Annotated in this window: 2 protein-coding genes and 3 rRNA genes; 3 read left to right on the top strand and 2 right to left on the bottom strand. The window is 58.7% G+C overall.

From position 1 onward, the window contains the following. Window positions 1-181: 181 nt before the first annotated feature. The 3 genes from H289_RS0119075 to rrf all read left to right on the top strand — a co-directional run bounded on the left by H289_RS0119075 (window position 182) and on the right by rrf (window position 5506). Window positions 182-1698 (top strand): 16S ribosomal RNA (locus H289_RS0119075). Window positions 1699-2126: 428 nt separating this feature from the next. Beyond that, window positions 2127-5235, top strand: a 23S ribosomal RNA gene (locus H289_RS0119070). Between the two features lie 157 nt (window positions 5236-5392). Then, window positions 5393-5506 (top strand): 5S ribosomal RNA (rrf, locus tag H289_RS0119065). Together the 16S, 23S and 5S rRNA genes form the textbook arrangement of a ribosomal RNA operon. A 110-nt stretch (window positions 5507-5616) precedes the next feature. Here rrf and H289_RS0119060 read toward each other — a convergent pair. Both H289_RS0119060 and H289_RS0119055 read right to left on the bottom strand, forming a co-directional pair. Further along, window positions 5617-6126, bottom strand: coding sequence for a methylated-DNA--[protein]-cysteine S-methyltransferase (locus tag H289_RS0119060; protein ID WP_020102416.1), 510 nt, complete (start codon window positions 6124-6126; stop codon window positions 5617-5619). Continuing rightward, window positions 6123-7643, bottom strand: a complete 1521-nt coding sequence (locus H289_RS0119055) for a DNA-3-methyladenine glycosylase 2 family protein (RefSeq protein ID WP_020102415.1) — start codon at window positions 7641-7643, stop codon at window positions 6123-6125. The genes H289_RS0119060 and H289_RS0119055 overlap by 4 nt, the downstream gene beginning before the upstream one ends. Between the last annotated feature and the right edge of the window lie 160 nt (window positions 7644-7803).

Here is a 7803-nt window from a genome sequence, read left to right as displayed (position 1 = left end):
GGCGTGTTGTTTGAGAACTCAATAGTGTGTTTGGTGGTTTTTGTTTGTTGTTTTTTGACTGCACCTCGTGTTTTCCCGTTTGTGGGGTGTGGTTGTTTTTTTGATGCCAGTTTTTGGTGTCTTTTGTTTAGGTCAGATTGTTCTGAACTGGATTCTGCCCTGTCTTTGGATGGGGAGTTTTTGTTTGGAGAGTTTGATCCTGGCTCAGGACGAACGCTGGCGGCGTGCTTAACACATGCAAGTCGAACGGAAAGGCCCTTCGGGGTACTCGAGTGGCGAACGGGTGAGTAACACGTGGGTGATCTGCCCTGCACTTTGGGATAAGCCTGGGAAACTGGGTCTAATACCGAATAGGACCACGCGCTTCATGGTGTGTGGTGGAAAGCTTTTGCGGTGTGGGATGGGCCCGCGGCCTATCAGCTTGTTGGTGGGGTAATGGCCTACCAAGGCGACGACGGGTAGCCGGCCTGAGAGGGTGACCGGCCACACTGGGACTGAGATACGGCCCAGACTCCTACGGGAGGCAGCAGTGGGGAATATTGCACAATGGGCGCAAGCCTGATGCAGCGACGCCGCGTGAGGGATGACGGCCTTCGGGTTGTAAACCTCTTTCACCAGGGACGAAGCGCAAGTGACGGTACCTGGAGAAGAAGCACCGGCCAACTACGTGCCAGCAGCCGCGGTAATACGTAGGGTGCGAGCGTTGTCCGGAATTACTGGGCGTAAAGAGCTCGTAGGTGGTTTGTCGCGTTGTTCGTGAAAACTCACAGCTTAACTGTGGGCGTGCGGGCGATACGGGCAGACTAGAGTACTGCAGGGGAGACTGGAATTCCTGGTGTAGCGGTGGAATGCGCAGATATCAGGAGGAACACCGGTGGCGAAGGCGGGTCTCTGGGCAGTAACTGACGCTGAGGAGCGAAAGCGTGGGGAGCGAACAGGATTAGATACCCTGGTAGTCCACGCCGTAAACGGTGGGTACTAGGTGTGGGTTCCTTCCTTGGGATCCGTGCCGTAGCTAACGCATTAAGTACCCCGCCTGGGGAGTACGGCCGCAAGGCTAAAACTCAAAGGAATTGACGGGGGCCCGCACAAGCGGCGGAGCATGTGGATTAATTCGATGCAACGCGAAGAACCTTACCTGGGTTTGACATGCACAGGACGCCGGCAGAGATGTCGGTTCCCTTGTGGCCTGTGTGCAGGTGGTGCATGGCTGTCGTCAGCTCGTGTCGTGAGATGTTGGGTTAAGTCCCGCAACGAGCGCAACCCTTGTCCTATGTTGCCAGCGGGTTATGCCGGGGACTCGTAGGAGACTGCCGGGGTCAACTCGGAGGAAGGTGGGGATGACGTCAAGTCATCATGCCCCTTATGTCCAGGGCTTCACACATGCTACAATGGCCGGTACAAAGGGCTGCGATGCCGTGAGGTGGAGCGAATCCTTTCAAAGCCGGTCTCAGTTCGGATCGGGGTCTGCAACTCGACCCCGTGAAGTCGGAGTCGCTAGTAATCGCAGATCAGCAACGCTGCGGTGAATACGTTCCCGGGCCTTGTACACACCGCCCGTCACGTCATGAAAGTCGGTAACACCCGAAGCCGGTGGCCTAACCCTTGTGGAGGGAGCCGTCGAAGGTGGGATCGGCGATTGGGACGAAGTCGTAACAAGGTAGCCGTACCGGAAGGTGCGGCTGGATCACCTCCTTTCTAAGGAGCACCATTTACATGCCCTGATCCAGGGTTTCCCCCATGCCGGCAACCGTGCCGGGGTTCATGGTTGGGATTGTCGCCGGCGCCTGTAGTGGGCTTGTCCGGCGGGTGCATATGACAACAAACGTTCGGCCGGCTGGAAAGCGTTGGTCGTAAAGAATTGCCAGACACACTGTTGGGTCCTGAGACAACAGGCCCGTTCGCTCCCCTCCATACGGGGTGGGAGACACCGCTCCGTTGGGGGTGGTGGGGGTTGTTGTTGCCTCACCGGTTTTGGTGGTGGGGTGTGGTGTTTGATTCGTGGATAGTGGTTGCGAGCATCTAATGCACGCAGAATATGTCGCCTACGGCTTCGGTCGTGGGTGTATGTGTCTGTGGTGTGTTGATGTGCAATTTTGATTCTTGTTTTCAATTGGTTTTTTGTGTCGTAAGTGTTTAAGGGCGCATGGTGGATGCCTTGGCATCAGAGGCCGATGAAGGACGTAGGAGGCTGCGATAAGCCTCGGGGAGCTGCCAACCGAGCGTTGATCCGAGGATGTCCGAATGGGGAAACCCAGCACGAGTGATGTCGTGTTACCCACGCCTGAATATATAGGGTGTGGGAGGTAACGCGGGGAAGTGAAACATCTCAGTACCCGTAGGAAGAGAAAACAATTGTGATTCCGTGAGTAGTGGCGAGCGAAAGCGGATGAGGCTAAACCGTATGCATGTGATACCGGGTAGGGGTTGTGTGTGCGGGGTTGTGGGACCTATCTTTCCAGGGCTATCCCTCTGGAGGGCAGTAAGAAAATGTCGTGGTTAACGGAAGTGGCTTGGGATGGCCTGCCGTAGAGGGTGAGAGTCCCGTACGTGAAAACCCGATGTCTGCCTTGATGGTGTTCCCGAGTAGCAGCGGGCCCGTGAAATCTGCTGTGAATCTGCCGAGACCACTCGGTAAGCCTAAATACCTTCTGATGACCGATAGCGGATTAGTACCGTGAGGGAATGGTGAAAAGTACCCCGGGAGGGGAGTGAAATAGTACCTGAAACCGTGTGCCTACAATCCGTCAGAGCCCTCGTTTACGTGGGGTGATGGCGTGCCTTTTGAAGAATGAGCCTGCGAGTCAGGGACATGTCGCGAGGTTAACCCGTGGGGGGTAGCCGTAGCGAAAGCGAGTCTGAATAGGGCGTATCCACGCAAGTGGTGTAGTGGCATGTTCTGGACCCGAAGCGGAGTGATCTACCCATGGCCAGGGTGAAGCGCGGGTAAGACCGCGTGGAGGCCCGAACCCACTTAGGTTGAAGACTGAGGGGATGAGCTGTGGGTAGGGGTGAAAGGCCAATCAAACTCCGTGATAGCTGGTTCTCCCCGAAATGCATTTAGGTGCAGCGTTGCGTGTTTCTTGCCGGAGGTAGAGCTACTGGATGGCCGATGGGCCTCACCAGGTTACTGACGTCAGCCAAACTCCGAATGCCGGTAAGACAAAAGCGTGGCAGTGAGACGGCGGGGGATAAGCTCCGTGCGTCGAGAGGGAAACAGCCCAGATCGCCGACTAAGGCCCCTAAGCGTGTGCTAAGTGGAAAAGGATGTGCAGTCGCGAAGACAACCAGGAGGTTGGCTTAGAAGCAGCCACCCTTGAAAGAGTGCGTAATAGCTCACTGGTCAAGTGATTGTGCGCCGATAATGTAGCGGGGCTCAAGCACACCGCCGAAGTCGCGGCATCCGCAAGGATGGGTAGGGGAGCGTCCTGCATCCGGTGAAGCAGCCGAGTGATCGAGTTGTGGAGGGTGTGGGAGTGAGAATGCAGGCATGAGTAGCGAATAGGCAAGTGAGAACCTTGCCCGCCGAAAGACCAAGGGTTCCTGGGGCAGGCCAGTCCGCCCAGGGTGAGTCGGGACCTAAGGCGAGGCCGACAGGCGTAGTCGATGGACAACGGGTTGATATTCCCGTACCCGTGTGTGTGCGTCCGTGATGAATCCATTGTGCTAACCATCCAAATGGCACGTGATGATCCTTTCGGGGATCACGTGTTGCCGGCTGCGTGGGACCCTGGTGGGTAGTAGTCAAGCGATGGGGTGACGCAGGAAGGTAGCCGTACCGGTCAGTGGTAATACCGGGGTAAGCCTGTAGGACGAACGATAGGCAAATCCGTCGTTCATGTGTCTGAGAGGTGATGCATAGCCGAGTGAGGCGAATTCGGTGATCCTATGCTGCCAAGAAAAGCCTCTAGCGAGTGCACACATGGCCCGTACCCCAAACCAACACAGGTGGTCAGGTAGAGAATACTAAGGCGTACGAGTTAACTATGGTTAAGGAACTCGGCAAAATGCCCCCGTAACTTCGGGAGAAGGGGGACCTCCATACCGTCAACACCCTTGCGGTGGGTAGCGGGAGGGGGTGGCACAAACCAGTGAGAAGCGACTGTTTACTAAAAACACAGGTCCGTGCGAAGTCGCAAGACGATGTATACGGACTGACGCCTGCCCGGTGCTGGAAGGTTAAGAGGACCTGTTAACTCCTTCGGGGGTGAAGCGGAGAATTTAAGCCCCAGTAAACGGCGGTGGTAACTATAACCATCCTAAGGTAGCGAAATTCCTTGTCGGGTAAGTTCCGACCTGCACGAATGGCGTAACGACTTCTCAACTGTCTCAACCATAGACTCGGCGAAATTGCACTACGAGTAAAGATGCTCGTTACGCGCGGCAGGACGAAAAGACCCCGGGACCTTCACTACAACTTGGTATTGGAGTTCGGTACGGTTTGTGTAGGATAGGTGGGAGACTGTGAAGCGCACACGCCAGTGTGTGTGGAGTCGTTGTTGAAATACCACTCTGATCGTATTGGGCTTCTAACCTCGGACCGTATATCCGGTCCAGGGACAGTGCCTGGTGGGTAGTTTAACTGGGGCGGTTGCCTCCTAAAATGTAACGGAGGCGCCCAAAGGTTCCCTCAACCTGGACGGCAATCAGGTGTTGAGTGTAAGTGCACAAGGGAGCTTGACTGCGAGACCTACAAGTCGAGCAGGGACGAAAGTCGGGACTAGTGATCCGGCACCCCCGAGTGGAAGGGGTGTCGCTCAACGGATAAAAGGTACCCCGGGGATAACAGGCTGATCTTCCCCAAGAGTCCATATCGACGGGATGGTTTGGCACCTCGATGTCGGCTCGTCGCATCCTGGGGCTGGAGCAGGTCCCAAGGGTTGGGCTGTTCGCCCATTAAAGCGGCACGCGAGCTGGGTTTAGAACGTCGTGAGACAGTTCGGTCTCTATCCGCCGCGCGCGTCAGAAACTTGAGGAAACCTGTCCCTAGTACGAGAGGACCGGGACGGACGAACCTCTGGTCTACCAGTTGTCCCACCAGGGGCACCGCTGGATAGCTACGTTCGGACAGGATAACCGCTGAAAGCATCTAAGCGGGAAACCTCTTCCAAGACCAGGTTTCTCACCCTTTTAGAGGGATAAGGCCCCCCGCAGACCACGGGATCGATAGACCAGACCTGCACACCCAGCAATGGGTTTAGGGAACTGGCACTAACCGGCCGAAAACTTACACACACCCAAAAAACCCATGTGTGTAAACAAGACGCACAACATTGCACATCAACCGTGCCCGCAACCACACCACAAAAAGAATCAAACAGACCACACCCCACCACCAAATAACACCCCCAAAGGTGCCAACAGGCTGGTGGAGGCGTAAAATGAATAGAGTTACGGCGGCAACAGCGGCAGGGAAACGCCCGGTCCCATCCCGAACCCGGAAGCTAAGCCTGCCAGCGCCGATGATACTGCCCTGCACGGGCGGAAAAGTAGGACACCGCCGAACACAAATTACCTCAGCCCCCCGATGAAAATCGGGGGGCTGAGGCATTTTGCGTTCAGGACGCTTTTGCATTTCGGCGCCGCGACAATATACGGCGCCGAAATGCCATTCCGTCAGTCGAACAGCGTCGGCTCTTCGGCTCCTGATCGGCTCTTTTCCAGATCGAGCAGCAGCTTCTTACGGCCCAATCCGCCGCCATATCCGGTCAGGCTGCCATTGGCCCCGATTACCCGATGGCACGGGACGATGATGCCGACGGGATTGTGCCCATTCGCCAATCCGACGGCCCGAGAAGCGCCCGGTGATCCGACCTGCAAGGCGATTTCGCCATACGAACGCGTTTCGCCGTAGGGAATGGTCAACAACGCACCCCAGACACGGCGCTGGAATTCGGTGCCGACGAGGTCGAGCTCCAGATCGAATTCCTGGAGTTCGCCGGCGAAGTACGCGGTGAGTTGATCGACGGCCTCCGGAAACGCCGACTCATCGGGTTCCCAGCCGTCATGGCTCGGCTCATACGTCTGATCGTCCATCCGCAGGTGCCGGATGCGCCCGTCGCGACCGGCGATCGTGATGGTTCCGACCGGACTCTGCATGGTCCTGGTCTGCAACGTGGCGGTCATGCCTGCTCCTGTTGTGGTGATTGCGTTGAGCTGGTGGTCAGCGGCGGCCACTGGTTGACCGCGTGATCCAGAGAGGTCCACAGGTGTTGGGTGGCGTAGGCGCGCCATGGGCGCCAGTGCGCACTGTGCTCGATCAATCGACGTGAATTATCCGGCAGCCCAGCTTGTTTGGCCGCGGCCTGAACGCCGAGGTCGCTGGCCGGAAAGGCATCGGGATCGCCGAGTCCCCGCATCGCGATCACCTCGGCAGTCCATGGTCCGATGCCCGGTAGTTCGGCCAACTGAGCTCGGGCCTGCAACCAATCCGATCCGGCGTCGAGCTCCAGGGTGCCGGCAGCGAGTGCGTCGATCAGCGTGACAAGCGTGCGTCGGCGGGACTCGGGGAAGGCCAGGTGGCTCGGATCGATCTCGGCCAATTGCGTGACGGACGGGAAGACATGCGTGAGGGTTTCCGCCGGGTCGTTGATCGTCGTGCCGTATGCCAGCGCCAACCGGCGTGTGTGCGTCGCTGCGGCCTTCATGGACACCTGCTGGCCGATCACCACTCGTAGTGCCAACTCGTTCTCGTCGACCGTGCGCGGGATGCGTTGCCCGGGCGCTTTGGCGACGATGGGCGCCAGGTGCTGGTCGGTCTTGAGGACGTCGATGACGGCCTCGGGGTCGGCATCGAGGTCGAGGAGCCGCCGGCACCGGGCGATGGCGGTGGCCAGATCGCGGAAGTCGTCGAGGATCAGCGTGCACTGCACATGGTCCACACTCGGCGAGAGCCCGACGATGCCGGTGCCGTTGGGGAGCCGCAGGGTACGTCGGAACGTGCCGTCGCATACCTCTTCGACGCCGGGCACCGCGCCGGCCGCCAGGTGGCCGAACACCCCCTCGTAGGCGAAAGGCGTACGCACGGGCAGCCGGACGGAAAGCGTTCCGGTGCCGGGGGATTCGTTGGGTTCGAAGCGCGCCTGTGCCCGTTGCCGGAGTTCGGTCGGTGTGAGTGCGCAAACTTCACGAATGGTGTCGTTGAACTGGCGGATGCTGGAAAAGCCCGCGGCGAACGCGACATCACCGAACGGCAGTGTGGTGGTCTCGATGAGTACCCGCGCGGTCTGGCTCCGCTGGGCTCGGGCGAGCGCCAACGGGTTCGCGCCCACCTCGGCCTGGAGCAGTCGCTCGAGTTGCCGGGTGGTGTAGCCGAGCCTGGCGGCCAGCCCCGTGACTCCCTCGCGGTCGACGGTGCCGTCGGCGATCAGTCGCATGGCACGGGCGACGACGTCGGTGCGGATGTTCCACTCCGGTGACCCCGGCGATGCGTCGGGCCGACAGCGTTTGCAGGCCCGGAAGCCGGCCCGCTGCGCTGCTGCGGCGGTCGGGTAGAAGCGGACGTTGCGGGCGAACGGAGGCCGGACAGGGCAACTGGGGCGGCAATAGATGCCCGTGGTGAGGACGGCCGTGACGAACCAACCGTCGAACCGGGCGTCCTTGGATTGGACTGCCCGGTAGCAGCGGTCGAAGTCGTCGTACATGTCTTCGACAATGGCATGCGGCAGACCCGAGCACTAGCGGAAAATCGACATCAACGTGGCCGGCGAGACATATTTAATCATTTGTCTCGTAAATGGCTGACGTGCGACCGTTGCCCTGTTATAACTGGAACGCGTTCTAGTCGGGGTTCAGGGGAGTCAC

It is taken from the genome of Mycobacterium sp. 360MFTsu5.1 (genome assembly GCF_000383495.1).
GTDB classification, from domain to species: domain Bacteria; phylum Actinomycetota; class Actinomycetes; order Mycobacteriales; family Mycobacteriaceae; genus Mycobacterium; species Mycobacterium mucogenicum_B.
This window is presented reverse-complemented; position numbering and strand designations above follow the sequence as displayed.

Bases quoted from the DNA above. Each gene is read 5' to 3' on its own strand.
- H289_RS0119060 (WP_020102416.1), bottom strand. From the start codon at position 6,126: ATGACCGCCACGTTGCAGACCAGGACCATGCAGAGTCCGGTCGGAACC.
- H289_RS0119055 (WP_020102415.1), bottom strand. From the start codon at position 7,643: ATGTACGACGACTTCGACCGCTGCTACCGGGCAGTCCAATCCAAGGAC.